We start from the raw sequence: 25517 nt of genomic DNA, 5'->3' as shown, positions 1-25517 counted from the left end.
AAAAAGGATCTCCGCCAAACGGAGATCCTTTTGCTTAGGATATTTGTACAAAGATAAGAATCCCAATGAGAACGGCAACCCCAACAACAAACCATCCGATCATGTCGCCGATTTTTCCATAGCGGGAGTCGTGTTTTTTTACGAGTGCAGACATCATGACCAACATCCCGCCCAGCGCCAATGCAATCGCACTTAATAGAAAACCTATCAAATTTTCCACGATTCTGACACCTCCAAGCTCATTTTACCAAAGTAATCTGTTTCCGCCCCTGTTTTCGTATAAAATGGTAATCAGTGCCTCTGAAAGGTGGGAACTCCGTGATCAAAATTCTCATCACCGACGATGATCCGCATATTCGCGAACTGATTAAACACTACTTGCATAAAGAAGGCTTCCACACCCTTGAAGCGCAAAACGGCGTGGAAGCGTTAGCCTTGGTGGAGCAGGAGCTCCCCGATTTGATTGTGCTTGATATCATGATGCCGCAGATGGACGGGTATGAATTTTGCCGCACCGTCAAAAAGGAATTCGACCTGCCGATCCTCATGGTCACCGCCAAAGGCGAGTCGGAGCAGAAAATCAAAGGTTTTCAGCTTGGCACCGACGATTATCTCGTCAAGCCGTTTGACCCGCTGGAGCTGGTCATGCGCGTCAAAGCCCTGCTCAAACGCTACCGGATCAACGCCTCGCAGACGATTCGTTTCGGCGAGGTGCAGATCGACCGCCTGACGTTTGAAGTGGTCACCGCCGACCAGCGCCTGTCGCTCGCGCCGAAGGAATTTGAGCTGCTCTACAAGCTCGCCGGCTACCCCGGACAGATTTTCACCCGCGCGCAGCTGATCGAAGACATCTGGGGCCTCGACTATGAAGGTGACGACCGCACCGTCGACGTGCACATCAAGCGGCTGCGCGAACGCTTGCAGCCGGTGACGTCAGACTTCAAAATCGCCACCGTGCGCGGGCTCGGCTACCGCTTGGAGGTCACCTCATGATCAAATCGCTTTCCTCGCGCATCGTGCTGACGCTCCGCCCGGAGGTCATGTCATGATCAAAAGCCTCTATCTTCGCATTGTGCTGACCTTCATCGGCGTTGTGCTGCTCAGCCTGATTGTCTCGTTTTTCATCTCGGTCCAACTGTTCAAAACGCAGGCCTTCGAAATGATGCAGTCCGACATGACCCGCATCGGCCAGCAGGTGATCCGCCTTTATGAAAACCAGCGCGAGCCTGACCTCGACACTTATTTTCACAATCTGGCCGACCTGAATTTCTACACCTTCCTCGTCTACAGCGAAGACGGCAGCCAAAAAGTCTTTGTGCCCAACAACGGGGATCAAAGTCCGCAGATCGAGCAAAACGTCGTGCAAAAAGTTCTGCACGGCGGCGTCTACCGCAGTTCGCTGGACGGCCGTGTCAACTTCCGCCACATCGCCGTCGGCCTGCCGTTCGAAGCGGACGGGAAGCGCTACGCCCTCTTTTTGCTGCCCGCTCCCGGACAAGAGGAGATGACCGGACACTCGTTTCTCTTGATCGTGCTGTCGATCATTCTCGGCACCGGCTCCCTGCTGATCCTGATCTCCTCGCGCTTTCTCGTCCGGCCGCTCGTGCAGATGACAGCCGCGACGAAAAAGTTGGCCAAAGGCGATTTTGACGTGCGCATCTCCTACAAGCGCCAGGATGAACTAGGCACGCTCGCCGACAGCTTCAACCACATGGCCCAAGAGCTGCAGCAGTTGGAACAGATGCGCCAAGACTTTGTTTCCAATGTCTCGCATGAGATCCAGTCGCCGCTGACCTCGATCAAAGGCTTCTCGAAAGCCCTGCAGGACAACGAGCTGACCGACGCCGACCGCCTGCGCTACCTGCAGATCATCCACGACGAAAGCGAACGCATCTCCCGGCTCAGTGAAAATCTGCTCCGCCTCGCCTCGCTGGAAGCGGAGCACTACCCGTATCACCCCAAGCCGTACGCATTAGATGAAGGCATCCGCCAAACGGTGATCGCCGCCGAACCGCAGTGGTCGGCCAAAGACCTCGACATTGAGCTCAACCTGCCCGCCGTCGCCATCTTGGCCGACCCCGACCAGCTCAGCCAAGTCTGGACCAACCTGCTCGCCAACGCAGTCAAATACACGCCGCACGGCGGGTCGATCTCCATCACTGCGACCTTGCACGCCGACACGGTCACCGTCTCTTTCCAAGACACCGGCATCGGCATCGCCGCCGAGGAACTGCCGAAGATCTTCGAACGCTTTTACAAAGTCGACAAGTCCCGCGACCGCTCGCTGGGCGGCAACGGGCTGGGACTGGCGATCGTCAAAAAAATCATCTCGATCCACGGCGGCACGATCACCGTAGAAAGCACGCCGGGCAGCGGAACCACTTTTTTGGCAACCTTGCCCAAAATGTAGTTTTGTTCATATTCAGTTCATATTGGAACACTATGCTTACCTCAGAAAAGCAAAAGAAAGGGGTAAGCATTTTTTTATGAGCGGACTTACCAAACTCAGTTTGAAACATACGGTCGCCGTCATCATCCTCTGTGTGCTGGTGCTGGTCGGCGGTCTGTTCTCCACCAATCAGATCAAAATCGAAACGTTCCCTGACGTTTCCTTCCCGGCCCTGATGATCCAAGGAATCTATCCGGGCGAAGCGGCGTCCGATGTGGAAGCGGAAATCACCACCCCGCTGGAAAAAACGCTGTTGAATCTCAAAGGCTATGACAACATCACCTCCAACTCCAGTGAAAACGCGTCGATCATTATGATCATGTACCCGTTTGGCACCGATATGGAGGAAATGACCGGCAAAGTCGAAGAGGCGGTCGCCAAGATCGACATGCCGGAGCGCGCGGAAGTCAACGTCATCCGCATGACGGGCAACTCGATGCCGGTCTACCAAGTCGCCGTGTCCGGCGAAAATGCGGCCGAACTGCAAGGCCTCTTCGAAAAAAGCGTGATGCCGGAGCTGGAAGGGGTCGATGGCGTCGCCTCTGCTTCGCTGAAAGGGACCCAGAGCACCGACCTGCAAGTCGTGGTCGATCAGGCCAAAGCGCAAGCGAGCGGCCTGTCGCTCTCCAAGATCAAAGAAGCGATCCAAGCCAAAGAGTATTCGCTCCCGCTTGGCAACGTGGAAAACGAAGGCAACTCGATCCCGGTGCGTCTGACCGGCGATCTCGACACGGTCGATGAGCTGAAAAAACTGCAGCTCACCTCTGGCCAGACCGCTGCGCCTGGCCCGTCTGCTCCCGCCGCTCAAGCGGCTCCTTCCGGCGGCATGTCGCACATGATGCCGGACGGCACGCAGATGAACGGACAAATGCCGTCTGCAGGCAACGCTTCCGCTCCGACTGCACAAGCAGTTCCGGCTGCCATGAAGCCGGTGCTGCTCCAAGACGTCGCGACGATCTCCGAAGTCACCACCCAGGCGGAGATCACCCGCTACAACGGCCAGCCGTCGATGACGATCGAAGTGCTGAAGACGCAAGACGCCAACACGGCCGAAGTGGTCACCGAAGTGAAAGACGTGTTGAACAAATGGCAACAAGAAAACGCTGACCTCACCTACCACGTGATCTTTGACCAAGGCGCAGAAGTGGAGAAATCGGTCTCCGCGCTGATCCGTGAAGGTCTGCTTGGCGCACTGTTCACCGTCATCGTGATCCTGCTGTTCCTGCGCAGCGTGCGGGCGACCTTGATCTCGATTTTGTCCCTGCCGCTGTCGATCCTCGGCACGATCTTTGTGCTCAACCAGTTTGGCTATACCCTGAACATCATGACCCTCGGCGGTCTCGCCGTCGCCGTCGGGCGCATCGTCGACGACTCGATCGTCGTCATCGAAAACATCTACCGCTGGCGTCAGGAAAAAGGCGAAGAGCTGAGCGGCAAAGCGCTCGCCTACCAGGCGGCCAAAGAAGTCACCGGCGCGGTTGCGTCCTCGACGTTTGCCACCGTCGTCGTCTTTGCTCCGCTGGCTCTGGTCTCCGGCATCATCGGCGAGTTCTTCCGCCCGTTTGCCGTCGCTGTCGTCACCTCGATTCTCTTGTCCCTGCTCGTGTCGCTGGTCTTGATCCCGGTGCTCGGCAGCTCGTTCTTCAAAAAGATCAAGCTCTCGCACAAAGAAGGCAAGATCACCCAAGGCTTTGAAAAGCTGCTCCGCGCTTCCCTGCGCAGAAAAGGCATCGCCGTGGGCCTAACCATCGTGCTGCTGATCGGGTCGCTTTCGCTGATCCCGGTGATCGGCGTGTCCTTCCTGCCGCAAGGGGAAGGCAAGCAGTTCACCGCCACGATGAAACTCCCGAACGGCACATCGTTGGAGCGCACCGACGAAGTGTCCAAAGAAGTGGAAACATATCTGGAATCGCTCAAAGGCGTCGAATACAGCCAGATGACGATCACATCAGGCACCGCGCTTGATTTCAACAACATCGGCGCAACGCCGAACGAAGCGAAGTTCACGATCCACCTCCAAGAGGACGCTTCGCTGGAAACCACGATGGCCGCCACGCAAAAAGACCTGACCGCCATCGTGCAGAAGCTGGAACAAGACTCGGAAGTCACCGTGCAGGAAACGCAGTCTCAAGGCCCGCCGGCCGGCAACAACGTCACGATCCAGCTGTTTGGCGAAGATCTGACCGCGCTTGGCAAAGCGGCCACGCAAGTTGAAGATGCCCTGAAGCAAAACGAAAACCTCAAAGACGTGACCAACAACATGAACGAACAGCGCCCGAAATGGGTCGTCACCTTGAACCAAAAAGGCGAAGATGCCGGCGTTAGCGGCTATGTCCTGATGGGCGCTGTCTCCGAACAGCTGCGCCCGGTCGATGTCGGCACCTATGAACTGGGCGGCAACGCGTGGAACCTCACTTTGAAATACGACAAAGCGATCACCACCAAGGAACAGCTCGCCGCCGTCAAACTCCCGACCGCGACCGGAGTGGTCAACCTCGGCGACATCGCCAACATCGCCATTGAAGAAACGCCGGTCTCGATCCCGCACAAAGACGGCAGACCGTACGCCGATCTCTCGGCGACGATCAAAGGCACCGACACGGCAAAAGTCACCCAAGACGTGCTGGCCGACCTCGACATGATGACCTTGCCGAGCGGCGTCACGTATGAGACGGGCGGCGGGATGGAAATGATCACCGAAGGCTTTACCGATCTCGGGATGGCGATGGTGGCGGCCGTCTTCCTCGTCTTCCTGATCTTGAGCGTCACCTTCGGCGGTCTGAAAACACCGCTGGTCATCCTCTCCTCGCTCTTGTTCGTGCCGATCGGGGCGCTGGGCGCTCTGCTCATCACCGGCGAACCGCTTTCGATGAGCGGCATGATCGGTCTGCTCATGCTGATCGGGATCGTCGTCACCAACGCCGTCGTCCTGCTCGACCGCGTCGAGAAAAACCGCGACAACGGCATGGAGCTGACCGAAGCGGTCGTCGAAGCGGCGAAAACGCGCCTGCGTCCGATCGTGATGACGGCGCTGGCTACGATTTTCGCACTGCTGCCGCTCAGCCTGTCGCAAGAAGAAGCGGGCCTAATCTCCAAAGGCCTCGCCTTGACGGTCATCGGCGGCTTGACCACCTCCACCTTCCTGACCCTGCTGTTCGTCCCTGTGCTGTACAGCATGGTCTCGAAAAAGCGCAAACCGCGCGAGAAGTTTTAAGATCTGACGAAGTACTGACTTGCAAAAAAGCCCCTTTTGGAGGATGCTCCAAAGGGGCTTTTTTGCGACTTTGACTCTTTTTCCCCGGTTGGATCGTCAGTTCTTGGTGAGAGGAGTGATCGTAAGGATGAACGCAGACCCGCTTTTATTTGATGACATCATGGCGCAGTACGGACAGGACGTCTGGAACCTCGCCTATACCTTGACCCGGCGCGTCGACCTTGCGGACGATGTGACCCAGGATGTTTTTCTCAGCATTTATCAGAAACTCGATACGTTTCGCGGAGATGCGTCGCTGCGGACGTGGCTGCTCCGCATCACGCGAAACAAAGCATATGACTGCCGCCGATCGTATTATTTACGCAAAGTGACTTTGGTCGATCTGTTCATCGAACGCGGCCAGCACCCGTCGGCGGAGCAGGAAGCCTTGGGCAACCTCGTCACCGATGACGCGTGGGCGGCCGTGCTGAAACTGCCGGTGAAGTACCGCGAAGTGCTGATTTTGCACGCGCACTACAACATGACCAACGCCGAGATCGCCGTTGTGCTCGACCTGCTGGAAGCGACCGTGAAAACGCGGCTCCATCGGGCCCGCAAAAAAGCGTATGAACTGATGAAAGGGGATGCGTAAAATGACGGAGTTCGATTGGAAAGAAGCCCTGTCGAAGCCGCCTGTGGAGCATAGTCAGGCCGGGTTCACCGATGAGCTTCGGCAGAAGATCCACACGCAAGCCGCTTCCGGCGCCCGCAAGTCTCCGCGCCGGGTCGGCGCATGGCTTTGCGGCGGTGTTGCGGTGGCAGCGATTGCGTTTGCTCTCTGGCAGACCCCGACGCTGTGGCAGGCGCTGAACGCCCCGGAGACGATCACCGACCCGATTACGGCAGTACATCTTCCCGACATGGCTCAGACTGAGAGCAATCTGCCGGCCTATCCGGTCGGGAACCGCGAAGCGATCTTCGACGAAACGTACCAAACGGCAGCCAGTTTGCAGCGCGGCGATCTTATCTTGTATTCCACCCCGCGCAAGGCGTTTGAAAAATACCCCGAGTACACCGAGCCGAATCACTACAAAGCTGTGCATCGTGTGATCGGACTGCCCGGTGAGACCGTAGAGATTCGCGATGCCCAGTTCTATATCGACGGCAAGAAGCTCGATACGTTTTACGGTTCCTTCCATGATCCAAATGAAACTCCGGAACCAGACGACCTCTACCTGGCGCCGGTAAAAGTTCCTGACGGGCACGTCTTTGTAATCGGCGATACCTGGTCCATCAGCGCGATGGACAGCCGGCACTACGGCCCGCTCAGCGAAACGGACATTATCGGCAAAGTGATCGGATACCGCATCTAAACTTAGAAGAGAGGATCGATTGACATGATAAATATGAAAAAAGGGGGCATGTGGCTGGGCGGAGGCTTGCTCCTCCTCGCCGCCGCAGCGCTGCTCATCGTCTTTCTCCCGGAGCGTGCGCCTGCTCCGGATCAGGCATCCGTGATCGCCATCGACCCGAGCAAGCCGCCGGTCACCGACCCGGATACCAAGACGGCGGTGCCGGTGGTGAAAGAGCTGGACGACTCGATGGTGCTCTACGAATACGGACACGACGCGATGGATCGCGGCGACTACGAATATATGCAACATCCGTTGGTGGTCGATCAGGACTTCACCACCGCCAAGACCCTTACGCGCGGCGATGTTGTCGCCTTTACCACTCCGGAAGAAGGGCTGAAGCTGAATCCCTACTTGTCCCGCGACCCCCGCTATAAAGATTTGGCCCGCGTCGTTGCGCTGCCCGGCGAAACGGTGGAGGTCAAAGACGCGCAGATCTACATCAACGGTGCCAAACTCGACACCTTCTACGGCGCCTACCATCGCCGCGGCGCCGACTTTGACACCTATGCCGCACAAGGCAATTTCTCTCCGGGGCCGCCAAAGAAAAGCGACCAGAAATACCCCGCCGTCCGGCTCGCTTCCCATCAGGTGTTTGTCGTAGCTGACGACTGGTTTCGCGGCATCGACAGCACAGCGTTTGGCCCGCTCGATGAAAAGGACTTGTACGGCAAAGTTTTAGGCTACAAAAACTAGCAAACTTCAGGTAGACTGAGCGTACATCCAAGATTTGGAGGTGCGCTTTTTCATGCCGATGATTCATCAACTGCTCCCGGACCGGCACTCCCTGCATGGTCCGTTTGACAAAGACCGTCCCCCAGCGCTGACGATCGACTCCGGCGACACGGTGCGGCTCGCCACGCTCGACTCCGCCTGGGGCATCGAGCCCCGCGCCTATAAAGGGGCGACCCGGCGCAAGTTTGCCGAGTTTGACCGCGAGCGCGACGGAGGCAACCATGCGCTGACCGGCCCGATTTACGTGCAGGGTGCGGAGCCGGGGATGACCTTGGAGATCAAAATCAACGAGATCGTGCCGGGCGCATGGGGCTGGTCTTCCGCCGGCGGATTCAACAGCTACTGGAACCGCCGGATGGGCGTGGCCGAGGAAGCGGAAGTGCTGCTGGACTGGGCGCTCGACCGGGACAAGATGACCGCCCGGAGCCTGCATGGCGATTTCCCCTATGAGGTGGCGATCCGCCCGTTCCTTGGCATCCTCGGAATGCCCCCGGCTGAGCCGGGCACGCATTCCACGTTCCCGCCCCGCTTCTGCGGCGGCAATCTCGACTGCAAGGAGCTGACAGCCGGCAGCATCCTGTACCTGCCGATTCCTGTAAAAGGGGCTTTGCTCTCGGTCGGCGACGGCCATGCCGTGCAAGGGGACGGCGAAGTCTCCGGCCCGGCGCTGGAGTGCCCGATGGAGCGGGTCGACCTGACCCTCACAGTCCGCGACGATCTCCGCCTGACCATGCCCCGGGCTAAGACCCCGACAGGCTGGCTGACGATGGGTCTGCATGAAGACCTCGACGAAGCGATGTGGCAGGCTCTTGAAGGCATGCTCGACCTGATCGGCAGCCTGTACGGGATCTCGCGCACCGAAGCATACGCCCTCGCCTCGCTCACCGTCGACCTGCGCATCACCCAGATCGTCAACGGGGTCAAAGGCGTCCACGCCTTCCTCCCGCACGGAGCGATAAAAGGATAAAGCAAAGACCTGCTCAGAGAGCAGGTCTTTTTCGTTTATGCTTGCACCGGCGGCCGACGATCGGCCAGCCAGTCCTGGCCTGCCACTTTGCCCACCGAAGCCATCAGGATCGAGAGGTGCTCTTTGCCGTCGATGCCAAGGAAGGAGTTCATCGGGACATCGTACCAGTGGCCGATCGTGGTGACCCCAAGGCCGAGTTCAGCCGAGGCGAGATGCAGGTTTTGCGCGATGTGGCCGGAATCCCAGAAGATGTAGCGATAGGCGCGCTCCTTGTATTTGTAGCGGGTGCGTTCGACCATCGCCGTCCAGACGAAGTTGACCGCCGCATGGCGCGTCTGCTCCTGCCCGTCGGTGACCTCGACCGCAAAATCGCCAAAATCGCCCAGCTTTACCCCTTCCAGCGTCCAGTCTTTCACGTTCAGATGATACAGCCCTTTTTCCAACCCTTCGACGTTGTTGATCAGCAGATACGTTTCAATCGGATACAACGCCCCGGCCGACGATGCGGTGCGCGCTTGGTAGTCGCCGAGATCGGCGGTGATGCCTTGCGTGCCCCAAAGCAGCAGGTTGAGTTCGTTTAAGGTCAGCGACTTCCCCGTATAGTTGCGCTTGGTCCGGCGATTTTTCAAGAGCTCCCAATAGCTGCCCTTCTCCTGCGGAAATACCGGTTCACCAAGCAGAATCACCACCACCGCATCCCCATGGCTGTAGTAGGCCGGCGGCTTCTGGCCCGGGTCGGGATTCAGCAGCTCGTCTCGTTCAAAATCGCCGTAGTCATAGCCGGTTGTGGCGAGAAATTGTTCGCAGATCTCCTGCCAGTGCGTTTTTTTCGTAATCATGGTGTTGCCCCTCTCTGTGACTTGTTATAATAAGCTTAACTAGTTTCATTTCCATCAGTCTAATTACTCTTTACGATAGATTACATTAGGTTTTTCTAATGAGAGGAGGGGACGCTGTGACGCTGCTGCAATTTCAGGTGTTGATGACAGTGATTGAAACAAAAAGTTTTACCAAAGCTGGTGAGCAGCTCGGGCTGACTCAGTCGGCCGTTTCGCAGACGATCTCTGCGCTGGAAACGGCGCTTGGGGTGACGCTGCTCAATCGCAGCCGCAGCGGAATCACGCCGACACAGATCGGTGAGCGGATGCTGTTGCATGTGCGGGAGATCTCGCGCCGGACGATGCTGATGAAGCAGGAGGCGTCCGCTTCGCTTGGTCTGGAGATCGGGTCGCTGCGCATCGGGTCGATCCCCAGCATGGCGGCGAAGCTGCTGCCTGGCATCATCGGCGGGTTCAAAAGCCGCTTTCCGGGGATCGAGCTGATCCTGTTTGAAGGGAGCCGGGAGGAGATCATCGAGTGGGTGCAAGGCTCGGTCGTCGATGTCGGCTTGCTTCCGCTGCCGCTCGACGGCTTGATGATCCACAGCCTGCCGCTGGTGCAGGAGCGCTTCCATGTCTACCTGCCGCCCGGCCACCCTTTGCAGCACGAGACGGCGATTGCGGTCGAGCAGTTGGCCGACGAGCCGTTCCTGCTGGCAAAAGGGAGCTGTGACGCGCCTGTGCGCGAGTGGTTTGCCAGTCGGGGCCTGACGCCAAACGTGCAGTTTGAGGTGCGCGATACGTCGACGATCCTCGCGATGGTGCAGGAAGGCCTCGGCGTGACGGTGCTGCCGGAGATGGGCATTCCGGCCAGCCTGCCCAATGTGGCGGCGCTTCCCTTGTCGCCGGAGGTGACGCGCACGCTGGGCTTGGCGGTGCGCTGTCTGCAGACGGTGTCGCCGGCGGCGGCCGAGTTTGTCAACCATGCGCAGGCGTATGTGAAGAAGCACTGTGAGGCCTGTGCCGCTGTGTAAAAAAGAGTGGAGGAACTGACAAATGAATACGAAATTGGTCCGCAACAACGTCTGGCTGATCTATGCCTACACGTTTGCGACCGGATTGTTTTTTGACCGCGCGCTATGGGTCTTGTTTTTAGTCGAGCGCGGAATGAATATGGCGCAGGTCGGGCTGCTGGAGTCGCTGTTGCATTTGGCGATTCTCTTTTTCGAAGTCCCGACCGGCATCGTCGCCGACCTGTATGGACGGCGCAAAAGCTTATTGATCGGCACGTTTATCTCGCTGTTTTATGCCCTGTTTATGATGATCTCCGGCAATTTCTTCACTTTTACGCTCGCCTTTGCCCTGATGGGGCTGTCCGGAACGTTCAAGTCGGGCGCGTCGCAGGCGCTGCTCTATGAGACGCTGCAGGCAGGCGGTAAGGAGAGCAGCTACACCAAGATCATGGGCAACGAGACGGCGCTGTTCCTGCTCTCGCTCTCCATCGCCCAGTGGACGGGCGGCTTGATGGCCGGGACGAGCTGGACGCTGGTCTACTCCTCGATCATCGTGGCGCAAGTGGTCGCGCTGGTGCTGGTCTGGTTCGTGAAAGAGCCCGCTCGGGAAGTCCCGGCGGAACAGGCGGAGCAAACGGGGAAAAAATCGACGGTGCAGCTGTGGAAAGGGCAGTTTGCCGACACGCTGTCCGTTTGGAAAAAAGAGCCCTCGCTGCGCAAGCCGGTCGTGCTGTTTGTCGCGGTGGTGACGATCATGACGGTCGTGATCTTCTACGCGCAGGAGCACTTCAAGCGGCAAGGCTTTTCGACGGGCGAGATCGGGTTTATTTTCATGGCCGAAGCGTTGCTCAGCGCGGCGGCGGCGAAACTGGCGCACCGGGTGGAAGAAAAGATTCAATTTTCCAAGCTGTTTCAAGGGATTTACTTCAGCTTTCTGCTGCTCTTGCTCGTCTTTGCGGTGATCAAAGGCTGGATGGCCGTCTTTCTGCTCTATGCGATGGGGATGCTGTCGACGGGGCTGGAGCCGATCTTCTCCAATTTCGTGCAGGCCAAGCTGACCGCGCAGGTGCGGGCGACCTTTTTCTCGATGATCTCGCTCCTGACCTCGTTTGGCATCATGCTGATCTTCCCGCTGTACGGGGCGGTGGTCGATGTGATCGGGTTTACCTATTCGTTTATCGGTCTGGCCGTGCTGCTGGTGCTGGTGCGCATCGTGATCCGGCGTCCGGCCACCGTATAAAGTTGGTGTAGTCGGGCATTCTTTTGGAGAGAATACCTTTTTGCTCCAAGGAGGCCGTTATGAACCTGTTTGAGGTGTTAAAAGACAGCTTTGCCCCGTTGGTCGACGGTGAGAAACCGCCGCTGCATGTGGGGGAAGCGTTTCATATGTGGGCGTATTTGGCCGGTTCCGAAGAAACGATGCGCTGCGAAGGCGTATTTGAGAATGTGGTGTCCGATCCGGAGTTGCGCGAAAAGTTACATGAGCTGCGGATTGAGATTCACGGAACGATCATCGAGGATCTCAAGGAACTGCTGCTCAAAGAAGGCGTGGAGCTGCCCCCGGAATCGGAGTCGATCCCGCAGCTTGGCTCGGTCGACGTGCCGTTTGGCGCCCGCCCGACCGATGCGCAGGTGGCCAATCTGATCATGTTCAACCTGAACCAGGGCATCGATTATGCCTCCCGTTATTTGACTAACTCGCTGCGGGCGGATGTTGCGTACCTGTTCGTGAAGATCTTCATGAAAAAAGTCACCTTCGCCGCCACCTTCAAACCGTTGATGATCAAAAACGGCTGGCTGAAAACGCCGCCGCCGTACCACAAATAAGCAAAAGGGAAGCCTCCGAGGGCTTCCCTTTTGCTATGGCTTTTTCTATGGTTTTTGCACGAGATCGTAGACGGCGATCTCCGGCCGGCAGTTGAGGCGCAGCGGCAGTTTGACCATGCCCAAGCCCCGCGTAATGGCAAAGTACGCGTGGTCAGCGACTTGTTTCACGCCGATGTGAAAATGCTTGTACGCGCCGATGGTGCGCCCGAACAGGCGAATCTGCCCGCTGTGCGTGTGTCCGCAGAGCAGCAAGTCGCCTTGAATTTGATGCTTGTCCAGGAAGCGAATGATGTTCGGCGAGTGGGCGAGCAAGAGCACAAATGCGTCCTCAGGCAAGTCGGCCGTGATCGCTTCGTTGCCGTAGATCGAGTTGTCAAAACCGTAGATGAACACATCCGTCTCCCCGACCTGGACGGTGCGGGCTTCATTTTCCAGCACGGTCATCTCCCCGTTCAGGTAATCCCGATACGTCGGCGGCCCCGTGATCAGCCCCTTTTGCCAAAAACCGGTCTGCTCCTCCCGCTCGTAGTTCCCCGGCACAAAAAAGACCCCGTGCCCAGCCCGAAACTCTGCGATTTCCCCGATCACGCGCGGCAACTGACCGCGATGGTTGGCCAGATCTCCCGTCACACAGATGATGTCCGGCTTAAAACGGTTGACCAAGCGGCTCAGCCTCCCGTTTAAAAACCGGGTCGCGCCGTGAATGTCCGACACTTGCACAATGCGAAAAGATCCCTTATGATTCGGCAAGGTATGGGTGGTGACTCCTACGTATTTGGTTTGGAATAGGAGATACAGTACGGCTGCAGGCACCAGGAGCACAATACATAGTGCAATATACAATTCTCTCACCTCAAAATAAAAACGCTAAGCTTTGGTAAAAGCCTAGCGCATTTGAAACGCTCTTTCAAGGGATATACAGTCCCATCACAAGCTGTTCGAATCTATGAGAAATGCAAAATCGGCCCGAGGCAAATCTGCCTTGAGCCATTTTGCGAAATGGACATTATGCCATGACTTCTTCTTTCACCAGTGCCATCGCTGCGTTCAGTTCTGCAACTGCAGCAGTAGCAACCAGAGCGCCGGAACGAGCGCCATACGTCATGAACGTGGTCGTGGTGCAGTTGGACTTCGCCATTGCGCCGTGTACCAGGTCTTTCAGTTGTTCGATCTTCATTCTTCTCTCACCTCCTTTCAATAGAGTCTGCCTATTTAACGCATTATTCTTCCAGTGTTCCGTCCTTAAGGGCTTGACGAATCTCGCGTCCCAAGCGGATGAACATCTCCCGTGTATGGCCAATCATCTTAAAGTAGTCGCCCGCCGTAACATCGCCGCGGTCTTTGGAAAACCACTCATAGCCGGGGATGCTGCCCTGCTCGACGTCCATCACATGACGCTCTTCACCTTCACCCGTCGTTACAGTGAAATCGACGGCGTCATAGTCGAGTGGAATGTTCAGGTAGTAGGTGTACAAGCCGGTGTGGTTGAGCGCGTAGTAGAAAGCGATCTCCATCAAGGCGTGTTCCCGCGTCATGTACTTGGCGACCAACTCGGACATCTCATCCCTGCCGATCAAGCCGTTCTCGCCAGCGACAAACGTCTGATACCAGGACGGGCGAATCTCTTTCAGGCGTTCCAGACCAACTATGGCCAATGTTTTCTCCACCCAGTCATCCCCAATTTGCGCAGTCAGAAGCTGGCGTGCCTCGGCAAGAGTTTTATGTTCAATCAGATCATAGACATTCGCCATCATCGGCAACGCTTCCATAACAAGCTTGGTTTTGGCTTCCTCCATGCTTAAGTGCATGACATTCTTCAACATGTCGCTCCCCCTTACTTGCTTATCCCGACACCTGTGAGTTTAGGTGTGGACATTGTGCCGACCTGTTTGCGATTGAGCAGCACATAACCGAGAATCAGCAGGCTGCCGACTGCCAGCCCGTTTAGGATCGACTGGATTCCATACCAATCGGTCATCAGCCCCACCGGGAAGGTTGCCATTTGCGCTGCGGAGACCACGGCACTTTGCACGCCCATCACTTTGCCCATGTGCTGGTCGGGCGTTGTCATCTGCAAGGCGTTGCTGATCACGATTCCGCCGATCGACAGAAATGCGCCGCGAATCGCAATCGTTACGCAATCCAGCCACAAGTACGACGAGGAAGCAACCACCCAGGCAGTCACGCATAAGACCACTGCTTTGAAGATCAACATCCCCAGAACGTTTTGTTTGAAATACTTGTCAAAAGTTCCGCAGACCAGTGAGCCGATCACAAATCCGATGCCAAGTGATGAATTCAGCCAGCCGGCATTTTCGACCCCGATGTTTAGCAGATCATTCGAAATTGACGGGAAGAGGTAGTCGATCCGTCCCAGCGACACAAACAGGAAGTTGAGGATGACCATTGTTAGCAGCACCCTGTGCAAACGGAATGCTTCGCCCGCATTTTTCAACTCGGAGAACAGTGTCGGCTTGACTCCGACAAGTTGGATTTTTTCCGGGATCTTCATTTGCCAAACCGCGTAAAGAATCGCTATGAAGCTCAGGGCGTTCAGGTAGAATACCATTTTGTAGCCAAACAGCGCGACCAGCGTCGAGCCGATCACCGGACCGGCGAACAGTGCTAGTTGGAATGTGGCGTTGTACACCGACAAGGCCTGGGATAACTTCTCCGGCGGCACAATATTCGGCACGATCGACCTACGGGCCGGGATGTCCAACCCGATCAACAAACCGTACAAAAAGTTGATCGAGTAATACAGATAAAGATCCATCACGTTAAACGTGATCAGCAGTGCAAGCACGACCGTCAAGAATGCTTGCATGCCTTGTGTGAAAAACAAGAGGTTGCGTCTGTTGAAACGGTCCGCGAGGATGCCGCCAAGCAGCATGAACAGAATGTTTGGAACTGCTTGCACGAAGATTAGCAAAGACACGTCTGTCGCCGATTTGTTAAAGGAAAACACATACCACTGTTCTGCATACAGCTGTGCCCAGGTGCCGAGATTGGAAATCATCAACCCCAGCCAAAGCAGCCGGAAATCACGGATTTTCAATACTGAAAACATGTTCGATGCCACAATTACACCTCTTGCAAGGCGGGTTCGGTGAACGTTTGACTTTGGTCAAACAGGCGGAACGCTTCTTCAAACGTCCCATCCGCCGCGATTTTATAAACGCCTCCATCATAGGAAGCAGCGTATGCAGATCCCTGATGGGAGGTCAGCCCAGAGATACCGTTCCAGCCGACGCGAATTTTGTGCAGAACATCTTTGTCCGGGTTCCAAACGACCGCTTCTCCCCAATAATCTCCGGAGACGACGGTGCCGTCATCGAGAACGGTGACCGATTTGATCGAATAGCGATGCAGTTTGTGCTGGGCAAGCAGCGTGCATGCGGCCAAGTCATACAGGCGCACCACGTTGTCGCGGCTCACGACGGCGACCCGATTGCGGGTTCGGTCGAGGCTGACATCGTTAACGATCAAGGTCGGCCCGACCAATTCGGCGCGGCGTTCGAGCGTATGGCGGTCAAAGATGTAGATTTTCCCTTCCGATGCGCCGGAAATCATGCGTTCTTCGTCTACTTCCAGCGCCTTTACTGCTCCGGTTGCAGCTTGCAGTTGCATTTTCCACTTTCCGCTGTTAAGACACAGACGATGAATATGTCCGCCGTATGTGCCGACATAAAAGGAGTGGTTCTCTCCCCAATATTTGATGCTGTTGACCGGACCGGTGCCGGTGTTCAAGCTGTGAAGAATCTCGCCCGTATGCAGGTCCATCACATGGACATATCCAAAATGATCGCCCCACGCTCCCAACCTTCCGTCATCCGAGACCCCAACTCCGTTGGTCAGAACGAGATTGTGATGCCCGCGGTATTCGCCGTTCACTCTGAATTTTCCATCATCGGAAGCTGTAACAATGTCTCCATTCTGCGAAACAGCCACATCATTGAACGCCGGTGTGGCAAGCTCTATGCCTCGTTCCACAAAAAGTCCTTCCGCAACCAGCCATTCGGTGTACATGCGGCCAAAACTTCCGCCGATCACCGACTGCTCATCAGGTGTCCAGGCGAAGGCTCGCTCCCACTGATAACGGTGGGAGGGCAGGGTTTGCAATAAGGCTCCGTCTGCGACCCTCCAGATTTTGATCTGATGATCGTAACCTGCTGTCAGGAAACGGCTTCCAGATGGAGAAAAACATATCGCCTTCACACCGCGCTCATGTGCTTGAATGCGGTTGACGACTGAAAGCGACTCGGTATCGTACAGCGTAACAGTACCGTCGTCACAGCCCACAGCGAAGAGTCCGCATTCTTTGTGCCCGCCCGCGCAGTCCAAATCGCGGTCGAAGTGCAGTTCGTCGACGATGCTGCCGGTCATCATCTCCCAAACAAATACCTTGCCGTCATCAGCAGCCGAGAACACTTTGTCTTCATGCACCCAGATCGCATTGACAACTTTGGAATGGTGGCGAAAATCTGTGACGATGCTGCCGGTTGCCAAGTCCCACACTTTTACCCGCGTGTCCTGAGAAGAGGTGACCAGCATGCTGTCATTCATAGCGAATAGCGCCATTTCCACATCATCATGATGTCCGTACAGCGTACGCACCCGTTTGTTTTGCACAGTGTCAATCAGGGACACCGTATAGTCAGCCGATGCACACGCCAACCATTGGCCATCTTTCGAAAGGGAGATCGCGTTCACCAGATGCTCATGCAGAGTCAACAGTTCAGCCTGTCCAGTCTGGCGATCCCATTTAAATACCCGCTTATCATAGCCACACGTATAGACGGTCCGGCCGTCTTCCGCTACGGCTACCGATGTAATCGGACCTGCATGCATCCCGTTTCCTCCTTCAGACTTCGCTGAGCAGATGTCCCATCTTGATTTTTTTCGTGATCATGTACTGCTTATTTTCGTAAAACGGCTCAATTTCAATCTCGACGCGGTCCTGCACATTGATGCCAAGAGCCAGCGCTTTATCGATCTTGTCCGGGTTATTGGTGATCAGCCGGATCGAAGCGACGCCGAGGTCGTCGAGTATCACTTTGCAAGCGTCATATTCCCGGGCATCGACAGGCAGGTCCAGCCGCTCGTTGGCTTCCACCGTGTCTAAGCCCTGCTCCTGCAAACGGTAGGCTTTCATTTTATTTACCAGCCCGATGCCGCGACCCTCCTGACGCAAGTAGATGATTACGCCGGAGCCTGCCTCTTCAATCATCTGCATCGTATGCTGCAATTGAAGGCCGCAGTCACATCGCAACGAGCCAAACACATCACCGGTCAAACACTCGGAATGGAAGCGGACAAGCACGTTCTCCCGCCCGAGTACATCGCCTTTGACCAGCACGAGGGTAGGTTGGCCAGTGGGATCTTCCGTCTCATAGGCCATCATCTGAAAGTTGCCGTGCAATGTCGGCATCTTGATGGCGGAACTGTCCACCAGTTCGCTCCGTTTCATCGTGCATCACCTCGAAATTTAAGAACCTACGGACAAGGTTTTTATTTTTCCTCTATGTATAACTTATTAATATTTTATTATTGTTGTTAGAAAGATCATACAATATCCAGCGTAAAATCGTCAACTATAATTTTACAATTATCCCTATTATTATATTTATGGTACTCACTCGCCATTAAAAGAAGCCAGACTCATCTGGTCTGACTTCTTTTAATGGTCACCACGCGGTTTTGCTGTTTCCAGCCGTAGAGCAGGAAGACAGCCACGAGCAGCCAGGGGATTAACATTTCCGCTTGGGCGAGGTGTTGGGAGAGGTAGGGGCCGACGAAGTGGTCTTCGCGCACCATCTCCCAGGCGGTGTAGCCGAGGAAGGCGGCGGCGAGGGTGATCACGTAGGGGTAACGCCGCATGATCCGGGTCACGAGGTCGGCGCCAAACATGATCACCGGAACGGAGACGAGCAGGCCGATGCCGATCAGGAGCAGGTCTCCGCCCGCGACGGCGGCGACGGCGACCGTGTTGTCGACGCTCATCACGAGGTCGGCGATCATGATCGTTTTCACCGCGCTCCACAGGCCGGACTCTTGGCTCTGGGCCTTGGTTTCTTCCGGGTCTTGGCGGAGCAGGGAGACCGCGATATAGACGAGCAGCACCCCGCCCGCCGCCTGCAGGTAGGGAATCTCCAGCAGCCTTGCTGCGATGAAGGTCAACGCGACTTTTAACACCACCGTTCCCATGCTGCCCCACCAAAACGCTTTTTTCTGAAGCTGGGCAGGCAGGTTGCGGCAGACGAGCGCGATCAGCAAGGCGTTGTCGCAGCTGAGCACGATGTTGATCAGGATGAGTTTGATCAGTTCGGCTGCAAATGAGTCTGCGATCATAATGAGGTGCACCTCCGGCTAGTCAGTCTTTCCACCTTCTACTGTATGAGCAGTACGGGACAAGAAATGACTACGGAAGAAAACCCTGTTGGGAGATGTAGATCCGCTCAGGCGGAAACTCGGCCTGCAGGCGATGCAGCACGCGCAGATAGGCGTCGCGGCCATACCAGTCTTCGAGTCCATGCTCCGTGTAGATATCTCTGATCCGCATCCGCTCGGTGCGTTTGCCGCCGCTGCCATCGCCCATGAAGAAGTCGTCAAGGCAGACGCGGTCGACGATCCCGGCAAGTGTGCGGGCGAAGTTGTCGCTGCTCGGCAGGACGGGCGCGATGGTCGCCTGCACCGGGATGCCGGCGTCGGCGATCGTTTGCAGGGCTTTGAGCCGGGCCGGGATCGGCGGGGCTTTCGGGGAGAAGAGTTTGCGGATGTCGTCGCGGTCGGTCTCGACGGTGATCGAGATGCGGATGCGGTCTTTCAGCTCCTGAAACAGGTCGAGGTCGCGGGTGACGAGCGGGCTGCGGGTCTGGACAAACAGGAAGTCGGGCGGCTGCTCGACCATCGTTTCCAGCAGGCCCCGGGTGACCTTTTCCTGCGCTTCGAGCGGCTGGTACGGGTCGGTGCTGGAGGACATGAAGAGGGTGGCCGGGCCTTTTTTGCGGGCCGATTGCAGCTCTTTTTTCAGCTTGGCGGCCGCTTCCGTTTTGACGTCGATCCAACTGCCCCACTCCTCTTTGCGAAAAAGCGCCACGGGCATCTGGCGGACATAGCAGTAGGAGCAGGCATATGAGCAGCCGGTGTAAGGATTCAGCGTGTGGCTGTAGCCGGTCAGGTAGCCGGTGGCGGGGTTGAGGAGTTTGGACGGCTTTTTGTGGGTGATGGTGTGTTTCATGGTGTGCTCTCCTCTGGAGCTTCATCGAGCGGCCAGATTGGGCGCGGGATTTTGCGGTACGGGAAGTGGTGCAGACTCGGGTTGGCCGGGCCGGGGGCGTCAACTTCGAGGATGTGGCTGGCGATCGGCTCGAAGGAGGCGCGGAAGTGACCGCGTGATTTCACGACCAGCACGGGCATTGTCGACGGGTCGATGCCCACGCTTGCGAAGACGGCGGTGTCGATGCAGGCGCGGCGGTTGGTGGTGATGACAAGCTTTAGACCGCCCGTTTCGATGACGGCGGTCGGGCCCATGTTTTGCTCGCCGCGGCTGACCGGGGATGTCGCGGTGAAGCGGCCGTCGGTGAGGGCGCGGACGGTGCCTTCGACTTCCAAAGGCGCGCCGTAATCGGGGGATGTTTTGCCCCCGATGGTGAAGCGGGCGGTGTTGTGCAGGCCGCTCTGGAAGGCGCGTTCGACCGTCTCCAGGTCGTGGATGCAGGCGACGGCAACACCGGTGACGCCACGGCGCAGGAGCTCATGGAGCAAAACGGTCGTGTCTGCCGAACCGCCGCCTGTCGGGTTGTCGGCGACATCGGCGAGGATGATCGGGCCGGAGGGGTGGTTGTTGGCTTGCAGGTCGGGATTGGCTTGGAGCGGGACTTGGTCTTCAGGTTGACCACGCTCTTTGAGCAGTTCGAGTGTTTGCTGGACTGCTTCCTCGTAGGTTGGGATCTCTTTGAGAAACTGGTCGCGGATTTCCCACGCTCTTGCGGCAATTTCTGTTGAGCAGGAGTCGGCGAGGGTCTGGTCTCTATCTGCGGTGGTCACGACGGAGAATCCGGCGCCTGCAAAATCGCAGTACGGGAAACCGCCGAAGATGGAGACGTTAAGAATCCCCGGTTTCTCCTCCCACTCTCGAGCGAGCGTGAACAGCTCCGCCATCGGCCCTTCTGCAGTGCGCATGTTGATCGTCGGCGGCAGCATGCGGTGTGGCGGATAGGAATGTCCAATTACGGGGCGAATTTTGCCGAGCAGGGCTTGCTCCATACACTGGGCCGCTTCGGTGGCGCGTTCGATCAGGTCGATGTGCGGGTTGGTGTCAAACGCAAAGACCCCGTCGCAATGCGCGCACATCTCCGGGGTGATGTTGCCGTGCAAGTCCATGGCGAGGATCAACGGGCGGTCGCCGATGATCCCCTTCACCGCGCAGCAGATGTCGCCTTCCACGTCGTCTGTGCCTTCCGCCATCATTGCGCCGTGCATGAAAAGAAGCACACCGTCGGGCTGCTCGCGTTCGATCGGTTCGAGGAGTTGCTTTTTCATCCAATGGTAGTGTTCAGCATCGGTCGGCTTGGAAGGCAACGTTTGCGCTGCCAAGGTGGGAATGACGTCCCATCCCGCTCTATCCGCAAAGTCGAGGAACGCGCCGACCGGGGTGTGGCTCCCCTTCCAGACGGTGAGGATCTCTTCGCCTGCGGTCAGACCCCATTTTTCCCATTCGGAACGCGGGGTCGGAACGGGGGAAAAGCTGTTCGATTCGTGGCTGATCATGCCGATGGCGATGCGCTTTTTCATAAAGTACCTCCGTGGTGTGCAGTTGAGTACATTTTATCACAGCGTCCGCTTTCCCTCCCGGTTGGCTGACAAAGACCGACTCCTATTGACATTTTATTTTTACAATTTTTACTTCCTTCCATTTTCAAATATTTTAATAAGATAAATATAGACTTCTCTCTTTGCGCTCTGTACGATAGAGATGTGAGAACTATCCAACAAAATGGGAGTGACGAAAACATGAGTGAAAGACAATTGATCGCTACGATTATTTCGGAGCCGCATCCGCAAGAAGGTCAGGAGCACCGCTCCAGCGGCAATTTCAGCTATCATGATTTGCCGGCCGGAACGCTCAATCTGGAATGGGAAATCGACCCAAACACCACCTCCGGCGCGGATGTGATCTCCTTTGATGTCTGGAGTGACATTTCCTTCGGCACCGACGACCCGATCTTCTCCGGTGTCATGTCGGGCAACCGTACGCCGGTAAAAGGAACCAACGACAAGCTCTACATCGCCAACCCGTCGCACGCAACGCAAAACTTTACCGTCAACGTCTTCGCTATCCTGTACTAATCACTGCCTTCATCACTCACAATTTGAAAAGCCAACTTCCTCTGCAGAGGAAGTTGGCTTTTCAGCTTTTGTTCGCTGCCGTGCTGGCCTGCGCAAAAACAAGCAAGGTCACCGCTTTACCGACGACCTTGCTTTTGGTTGCTTAGACTAGTAGCAGTATTCGATGGACAAGATCGGGATGATGTTGGTCCCGGTGGTTTCGGACGTCACTTCTACGTCCAGGTCGAACATGTTTTGGAATTCCATGGTTGTTGCCTCCTTGTATGGTGGTTTTGGTATGTGTTTCGTGTTTGGCTTAACCGCGTGCCATGTACGGCTGCGGCGTGTCGCTAGTGTCGCCCGCCGCGTGGGTCGCGGTAGCCGGTGCGCCGATCACGATGATCGAAAATGCCAGTGCGGTCAGAAATGCGATGCTTTTTTTCATGGTTGTTTCCTCCCTAATGGTTGTTGTTTGTGAAAAGCGTTGGCTTAGTAGCAGAATTCGATGGAGATCAGGACCATCTCGTGCTCAGCAGCTTCCGAAGTGACTTCCAGATCCAGGTCGAACATGTTTTGGTTTTCCATGTGTGTTGCCTCCTTGTTTTGTTGTTGTGTTGTTCCTTGATCTAAATATAAACCATACTGGGGTATCCTACATCGCATCAATTGCGGTGAAGAAATGTCAATTTTTGCAACTTATGAAAAAGCAAGAGCCCTGCGATTTCTCACAGGGCTCTTGTGAACAGCTTATCGAAACGCTTTTTCGGCAATGTCTTTCCGGTAATGCACGCCTTCAAACTTGATGTTCTCGACGGTGCGGTACGCTTCAGCCTGCGCCGCTTTCAGGTCGGCGCCGAAGCCGGTGACGCCCAAGACACGGCCGCCGTTGGTGGCGATGCCCGTGGCGGTTTGCTTGGTGCCGGCATGGAAGATGACGGCGTTGTTGCCTGCAGAGTCGAGGCCGGTGATCAGGTCGCCTTTGCGGTAGTCGGCCGGGTAGCCGCCGGCGGCCATGATTACGCAGACGGCCGCACGGTCACTCCACTGCACGTCGAGGTCGGCGAGCGTGCCGTCGACGGCGGCGTTGAAGATGTCCAGCAGGTCGGTTTCCAGACGCGGGAGCACGACTTGCGTTTCCGGATCGCCGAAGCGGGCGTTGAACTCGATGACTTTCGGGCCGTCTGCCGTGAGCATCAGGCCGGTGTACAAGGTGCCTTTGTACTGGGTGCCGTTGTTGGCGAGGAAGTAGATCACCGGGCGGATGATCTTCTCTTCCACCTCTTTCAACAACGCCTCGTCGACCACCGGGACCGGGGAATAGGTGCCCATGCCGCCGGTGTTCGGGCCTTGGTCGCCGTCATAAGCAGGCTTGTGGTCTTGCGCCGGGGCCATCAGCTTGACGGTGTCGCCGGAGATGAAGGCCATCACGGTCGCCTCTTGGCCGGTCAGGAACTCTTCGACCACGACTTGTGCGCCGGAGTCGCCAAATGCTTTGTCTTTCATCATCATGTCGAGCGCCGCTTCCGCTTCTGCCACCGTTTGGGCGACGACGACGCCTTTGCCGGCTGCGAGGCCGTCCGCTTTGATCACGATCGGCGCGCCTTGGGCACGGACGTACTCTTTGGCCGCTTCCAGTTCGCCAAAATAAGCAGCGCCTGCGGTCGGGACATTTTGCGCCGCCATGACTTCTTTGGCAAACGCTTTGGAGCCTTCGATCAGCGCGGCGCCTTTTTTCGGGCCGTAGATGCGCAGGCCGCGCTGTTCAAACTCATCGACGATGCCAAGCAGGAGCGCCGCTTCCGGGCCGACGACGGTCAGCTCGATGCCTTCCGCTTCGGCAAAATCGGCCAGAGCGGCCACGTCTTCTGCGGAGATGTTGACGCACGTCGCCAGCTCGGCGATGCCGGGGTTGCCCGGGGCGCAGTACAACTTGGGCTGCTTGGGGGACTGGGACAGCTTCCAAATGATCGCGTGCTCGCGGCCACCGCCGCCTACTACTAATACTTTCATGGGATTGCCTCCCTCTTAGTGTTTGAAGTGCCGGACAGACGTGAAGATCATTGCGATGCCCGCTTCATCGGCTGCGGCGATCGAGTCGGCATCTTTGATCGATCCGCCCGGCTGCACGATTGCGGTCACCCCTGCTGCGGCTGCCGCTTGCACGGTGTCGGCCATCGGGAAAAATGCATCGGATGCCAGCACGGAGCCTTTTGCCAGCTCGCCTGCCTGCTCGATGGCGATCTTCGCAGCGCCAACGCGGTTCATCTGGCCTGCGCCAACGCCGATTGTGCGGTCTTCGCGGGCGAGGACGATCGCGTTGGACTTCACATGCTTGACCACTTTCCAGGCGAAGAGCAACTGCTTCATCTCTTCGGCGGTCGGCTGGCGTTTGGTGACCACTTGCACGTCCGCTTCAGTGACCGTTTTCAGATCGAGGTCTTGGATCAGCAGGCCGCCTTGCACTTTCAGCGTGGTGCGCGGAGTGCCGAGCGCTTGGATGCCGCCTTGCGGGGTCATCGCGACGGTCATGACGCGGAGGTTTTTCTTTTGGGTCAGGATCTCCAATGCTTCTGCCGTGTAGGACGGCGCGAGGATGATCTCGAGGAACAGCTCGCTCATCTTTTGTGCGGTCGGAGCGTCAACTTCGCGGTTCAAAGCGACGATGCCGCCGAAGATGGAGACCGGGTCGGCTTCGTATGCTTTGATGTAGGCGTCAAAAATGTTCTCGGCAATGCCGACGCCGCACGGGTTGGTATGCTTGATCGCGACGACAGCCGGTTCGGTGAACTCCTGCACGATGGAGAGCGCTGCGTTGGCGTCGTTGATGTTGTTGTAGGACAGCTCTTTACCGTGCAACTGTTTCGCGCCGGCAATGGTGTGCTGGGCCGCGCCCGGCTCGGCGTAGAATGCAGCCTGCTGGTGCGGGTTCTCGCCGTAGCGCAGGTCTTGCACCTTTTCGTAAGTGACGGTCAGGCGCTCGGGGAACTCTTCGCCGGTCGCTTTGGAGAGGTATTGGGAGATCAGCGCGTCGTACGCGGCGGTGTGGCGGAATACTTTCGTGGCCAGACCGAGCAGTTCTTCGCGGGTCAGCGGGTTGTTGTTGTCGAGCGAGTCGATGATGCGGGCGTAGTCGTTGCTGTCGACGACAACTGCGACGTCCTGGTAGTTTTTCGCCGCCGCGCGGAGCATCGACGGGCCGCCGATGTCGATGTTTTCGATGGCGTCTTCGAAGGAGACGTTTGGCTTTTCAATCGTTGCTTGGAACGGGTAGAGGTTGACGAATACGTAGTCGATCGGCTGGATGTTCAGCCCGCCGATCGCGCCCATGTGCTCCTCGTTGGAGCGGATCGCCAGCAGGCCGCCGAAGATGTTCGGGTGCAGGGTCTTGACGCGGCCGTCCATGATTTCCGGGAAGCCAGTGATATCCGAGATGTTTGTGACGGGCACGCCGGCGTCTTGCAGGAGTTTGTGCGTGCCGCCGGTGGAGACGACTTCGACGTCGTGGCGGACGAGCGCTTGGGCCAGCTCGACAACGCCCGTTTTGTCCGATACTGAGATCAGTGCGCGTTTCATAAGGTAGGTTCCTCCGTTCAATGCTTCAGTTCAGATACTTCAGATCAGATACTTCAGATCAGATACTTCGATTCAAGTACACGTTCTCTTCCGTACGATTCCGTTCGGTTCCGTTCGGTTCCGTTCGGTTCCGTTCGGTTCCGTTCGGTTCCGTTCGGTTCCGTTCGGTTCCGTTCGGTTCCGTTCGGTTCCGTTCGGTT

At 56.8% G+C, this 25517-nt stretch carries 27 protein-coding genes; 11 read left to right on the top strand and 16 right to left on the bottom strand.

Features of this window, described 5'->3' with window-relative positions; all coding sequences use genetic code 11:
* Window positions 1-34: 34 nt before the first annotated feature.
* Complete coding sequence (locus CBW65_RS09215) at window positions 35-220, bottom strand: hypothetical protein (protein ID WP_087456573.1); 186 nt, start codon at window positions 218-220, stop codon at window positions 35-37.
* Between the two features lie 98 nt (window positions 221-318).
* Here CBW65_RS09215 and CBW65_RS09210 point away from each other — a divergent pair, with 98 nt between their 5' ends.
* The 7 genes from CBW65_RS09210 to CBW65_RS09180 all read left to right on the top strand — a co-directional run bounded on the left by CBW65_RS09210 (window position 319) and on the right by CBW65_RS09180 (window position 8756).
* Window positions 319-993: a response regulator transcription factor gene (locus CBW65_RS09210; RefSeq protein ID WP_087456572.1), complete on the top strand. Its 675-nt coding sequence runs from the start codon at window positions 319-321 to the stop codon at window positions 991-993.
* A gap of 52 nt (window positions 994-1045) precedes the next feature.
* Window positions 1046-2410 carry a sensor histidine kinase gene (locus CBW65_RS09205; RefSeq protein WP_087456571.1) on the top strand — a complete coding sequence of 455 codons (1365 nt, stop codon included), beginning with the start codon at window positions 1046-1048 and terminating at the stop codon, window positions 2408-2410.
* A gap of 76 nt (window positions 2411-2486) precedes the next feature.
* Window positions 2487-5663, top strand: coding sequence for an efflux RND transporter permease subunit (locus CBW65_RS09200; RefSeq protein WP_087456570.1), 3177 nt, complete (start codon window positions 2487-2489; stop codon window positions 5661-5663).
* A gap of 127 nt (window positions 5664-5790) precedes the next feature.
* Window positions 5791-6294 (top strand): sigma-70 family RNA polymerase sigma factor, encoded by a 504-nt coding sequence (locus tag CBW65_RS09195; RefSeq protein WP_232463471.1) that lies wholly within the window; start codon window positions 5791-5793, stop codon window positions 6292-6294.
* Window position 6295: 1 nt separating this feature from the next.
* Entirely contained in the window at window positions 6296-7015 is a 720-nt protein-coding gene (gene lepB, locus CBW65_RS09190) for a signal peptidase I (protein WP_157721853.1), read from the top strand.
* A gap of 24 nt (window positions 7016-7039) precedes the next feature.
* Window positions 7040-7750 (top strand): signal peptidase I, encoded by a 711-nt coding sequence (gene lepB, locus CBW65_RS09185; RefSeq protein ID WP_087456568.1) that lies wholly within the window; start codon window positions 7040-7042, stop codon window positions 7748-7750.
* A 52-nt stretch (window positions 7751-7802) separates the two neighbouring features.
* A complete protein-coding gene (locus CBW65_RS09180) occupies window positions 7803-8756 on the top strand; it encodes an acetamidase/formamidase family protein (protein WP_087456567.1) in 954 nt (317 codons plus the stop codon).
* 35 nt (window positions 8757-8791) lie between these two features.
* On the opposite strand, the gene CBW65_RS09175 is transcribed toward CBW65_RS09180, so the two are convergent.
* Window positions 8792-9595, bottom strand: coding sequence for a SagB/ThcOx family dehydrogenase (locus tag CBW65_RS09175; protein WP_087456566.1), 804 nt, complete (start codon window positions 9593-9595; stop codon window positions 8792-8794).
* Between the two features lie 116 nt (window positions 9596-9711).
* Between CBW65_RS09175 and CBW65_RS09170 the strand changes: the two genes are divergently transcribed.
* The 3 genes from CBW65_RS09170 to CBW65_RS09160 are packed head-to-tail and all read left to right on the top strand — an operon-like array spanning window position 9712 to window position 12414.
* Window positions 9712-10608, top strand: a complete 897-nt coding sequence (locus tag CBW65_RS09170) for a LysR family transcriptional regulator (RefSeq protein ID WP_198299796.1) — start codon at window positions 9712-9714, stop codon at window positions 10606-10608.
* Window positions 10609-10630: 22 nt separating this feature from the next.
* Window positions 10631-11827, top strand: a complete 1197-nt coding sequence (locus CBW65_RS09165) for an MFS transporter (RefSeq protein ID WP_087456564.1) — start codon at window positions 10631-10633, stop codon at window positions 11825-11827.
* A 59-nt stretch (window positions 11828-11886) separates the two neighbouring features.
* A complete protein-coding gene (locus CBW65_RS09160) occupies window positions 11887-12414 on the top strand; it encodes a DUF3231 family protein (RefSeq protein WP_087456563.1) in 528 nt (175 codons plus the stop codon).
* Window positions 12415-12459: 45 nt separating this feature from the next.
* On the opposite strand, the gene CBW65_RS09155 is transcribed toward CBW65_RS09160, so the two are convergent.
* From CBW65_RS09155 to CBW65_RS09120, 9 genes are all read right to left on the bottom strand, one after another.
* Window positions 12460-13134, bottom strand: a complete 675-nt coding sequence (locus CBW65_RS09155) for a metallophosphoesterase (RefSeq protein ID WP_269768020.1) — start codon at window positions 13132-13134, stop codon at window positions 12460-12462.
* A gap of 286 nt (window positions 13135-13420) precedes the next feature.
* Window positions 13421-13591 carry a hypothetical protein gene (locus CBW65_RS24160; RefSeq protein WP_157721851.1) on the bottom strand — a complete coding sequence of 57 codons (171 nt, stop codon included), beginning with the start codon at window positions 13589-13591 and terminating at the stop codon, window positions 13421-13423.
* A 43-nt stretch (window positions 13592-13634) separates the two neighbouring features.
* Entirely contained in the window at window positions 13635-14237 is a 603-nt protein-coding gene (locus tag CBW65_RS09150) for a hypothetical protein (RefSeq protein ID WP_087456561.1), read from the bottom strand.
* A gap of 11 nt (window positions 14238-14248) precedes the next feature.
* On the bottom strand, window positions 14249-15496 hold the full coding sequence (locus CBW65_RS09145) for an MFS transporter (RefSeq protein WP_087456560.1): 1248 nt from the start codon (window positions 15494-15496) through the stop codon (window positions 14249-14251).
* Window positions 15497-15498: 2 nt separating this feature from the next.
* Window positions 15499-17265: a WD40 repeat domain-containing protein gene (locus CBW65_RS09140; RefSeq protein WP_087456559.1), complete on the bottom strand. Its 1767-nt coding sequence runs from the start codon at window positions 17263-17265 to the stop codon at window positions 15499-15501.
* Between the two features lie 13 nt (window positions 17266-17278).
* Window positions 17279-17884, bottom strand: a complete 606-nt coding sequence (gene ribA / locus CBW65_RS09135; RefSeq protein WP_087456558.1) for a GTP cyclohydrolase II — start codon at window positions 17882-17884, stop codon at window positions 17279-17281.
* A 191-nt stretch (window positions 17885-18075) separates the two neighbouring features.
* Window positions 18076-18765: a TerC family protein gene (locus CBW65_RS09130; RefSeq protein WP_087456557.1), complete on the bottom strand. Its 690-nt coding sequence runs from the start codon at window positions 18763-18765 to the stop codon at window positions 18076-18078.
* Between the two features lie 70 nt (window positions 18766-18835).
* Window positions 18836-19654 (bottom strand): SPL family radical SAM protein, encoded by an 819-nt coding sequence (locus CBW65_RS09125; RefSeq protein WP_087456556.1) that lies wholly within the window; start codon window positions 19652-19654, stop codon window positions 18836-18838.
* Window positions 19651-21210, bottom strand: a complete 1560-nt coding sequence (locus tag CBW65_RS09120; RefSeq protein ID WP_087456555.1) for a M81 family metallopeptidase — start codon at window positions 21208-21210, stop codon at window positions 19651-19653. Before CBW65_RS09120 ends, CBW65_RS09125 begins: the two co-directional genes overlap by 4 nt.
* 219 nt (window positions 21211-21429) lie before the next feature.
* On the opposite strand from CBW65_RS09120, the gene CBW65_RS09115 reads away from it, so the two are divergent.
* On the top strand, window positions 21430-21765 hold the full coding sequence (locus CBW65_RS09115) for a hypothetical protein (RefSeq protein WP_087456554.1): 336 nt from the start codon (window positions 21430-21432) through the stop codon (window positions 21763-21765).
* Window positions 21766-21912: 147 nt separating this feature from the next.
* On the opposite strand, the gene CBW65_RS24575 is transcribed toward CBW65_RS09115, so the two are convergent.
* From CBW65_RS24575 to purH, 5 genes are all read right to left on the bottom strand, one after another.
* On the bottom strand, window positions 21913-22011 hold the full coding sequence (locus CBW65_RS24575; RefSeq protein ID WP_198299795.1) for an FDLD family class I lanthipeptide: 99 nt from the start codon (window positions 22009-22011) through the stop codon (window positions 21913-21915).
* Window positions 22012-22060: 49 nt separating this feature from the next.
* Window positions 22061-22189, bottom strand: a complete 129-nt coding sequence (locus tag CBW65_RS25050) for a hypothetical protein (RefSeq protein ID WP_269768009.1) — start codon at window positions 22187-22189, stop codon at window positions 22061-22063.
* A gap of 44 nt (window positions 22190-22233) precedes the next feature.
* The gene (locus CBW65_RS24570; RefSeq protein WP_198299794.1) at window positions 22234-22329 is read right to left on the bottom strand and encodes an FDLD family class I lanthipeptide; all 96 of its coding nucleotides are present in this window, start codon (window positions 22327-22329) and stop codon (window positions 22234-22236) included.
* 162 nt (window positions 22330-22491) lie between these two features.
* Window positions 22492-23754: a phosphoribosylamine--glycine ligase gene (purD, locus tag CBW65_RS09110; RefSeq protein WP_087456553.1), complete on the bottom strand. Its 1263-nt coding sequence runs from the start codon at window positions 23752-23754 to the stop codon at window positions 22492-22494.
* Between the two features lie 15 nt (window positions 23755-23769).
* Window positions 23770-25317 (bottom strand): bifunctional phosphoribosylaminoimidazolecarboxamide formyltransferase/IMP cyclohydrolase, encoded by a 1548-nt coding sequence (gene purH / locus CBW65_RS09105; protein ID WP_087456552.1) that lies wholly within the window; start codon window positions 25315-25317, stop codon window positions 23770-23772.
* Between the last annotated feature and the right edge of the window lie 200 nt (window positions 25318-25517).

Source organism: Tumebacillus avium (assembly GCF_002162355.1).
GTDB classification, from domain to species: Bacteria; Bacillota; Bacilli; order Tumebacillales; family Tumebacillaceae; genus Tumebacillus_A; species Tumebacillus_A avium.
Note: the sequence above shows the minus strand (reverse complement) of the source record. Positions and strands in the feature narration are given on the sequence as shown.